The 969-nt window shown below is 54.5% G+C and carries 2 protein-coding genes; both read right to left on the reverse strand.

Annotated elements, in window-relative coordinates; translation table 11 throughout:
• Nucleotides 1-498, reverse strand: a 498-nt coding sequence (locus QQJ79_RS15415) for an NAD(P)(+) transhydrogenase (Re/Si-specific) subunit beta (RefSeq protein WP_284223809.1), incomplete at its 3' end; no start/stop codon positions are given.
• Between the two features lie 12 nt (nucleotides 499-510).
• On the reverse strand, nucleotides 511-804 hold the full coding sequence (locus QQJ79_RS15420) for an NAD(P) transhydrogenase subunit alpha part 2 (RefSeq protein WP_169560630.1): 294 nt from the start codon (nucleotides 802-804) through the stop codon (nucleotides 511-513).
• Nucleotides 805-969: the final 165 nt, after the last annotated feature.

Consider the following 969-nt stretch of genomic DNA (forward strand, 5'->3'; position numbering starts at 1 on the left):
CATATGCTGTCCCGGGAAAACGACCGGGTTGCCAGAGACAAGACCCTGCAGTTTTGTAAAGGCAACGATAGAGCCGGAGAATGTAATGGCACCGACAACGATACCAATCCCCATTTCCACGCGGCTGAGGACTTTAAGCTCCCCTCCCGCATCGACAATGCCGTAGGCTTCCGGGTTGTAGAAGGCCGCTGCGGCCACAAGAACCGCTGCCAGACCCACGAGAGAGTGGAACGCGGCCACAAGCTGCGGCATGGCAGTCATGGCGATACGCTGTGCGATCACGGCACCAATGGCACCGCCCACCAGAATACCGCCAATGATCCACTCATAGGACAGGACATTGGGGCTCAGGATGGTGACAACGATGGCAATGGCCATCCCCAGCATACCCATGACGTTACCGCGACGGGAACTTTCCGGAGAAGACAGGCCCCGCAGGGACAGGATGAATAGAATGGCGGATACCAGATAGGCAAGCGCCGTAAAGTTAGCTGACACTGGCTTTCCCCCTTACTTCTGTTTTTTCTTGTACATGGCCAGCATCCGTTGCGTCACAAGGAAGCCACCAAAAATATTCACCGAGGCCAGAACAATGGCAACAAAGCCGAAGATCTTGGCAAGGTTCATGTCTGCGGGACCCGCAGCAATCAATGCACCCACGATGATAACGGAGGAAATGGCGTTGGTAACCGCCATCAGCGGTGTATGCAGGGCGGGTGTAACGCTCCACACAACGTAATAACCGACAAAGATTGCCAGGACAAAAATGGCCAGCCGGAAAACAGTAGGATCGACAATATCCATGATCAGTTACCTCCCTCTGTCAGAAGCGGGTGAACAACCTTGCCATCCCGTGTCAGGCCGGTGCCCAGAATGATTTCATCTTCCCAGTTCATATCCAGTGCGCCGGTTTCCTTATTGATCATCGGCGTCAGGAAATTCAGGAGGTTCTTGGCATAGAGCGCGGAC

The sequence above is a fragment of the Brevundimonas denitrificans genome, assembly GCF_030160755.1.
Classification (GTDB): Bacteria; Pseudomonadota; Alphaproteobacteria; order Caulobacterales; family Caulobacteraceae; genus Brevundimonas; species Brevundimonas denitrificans.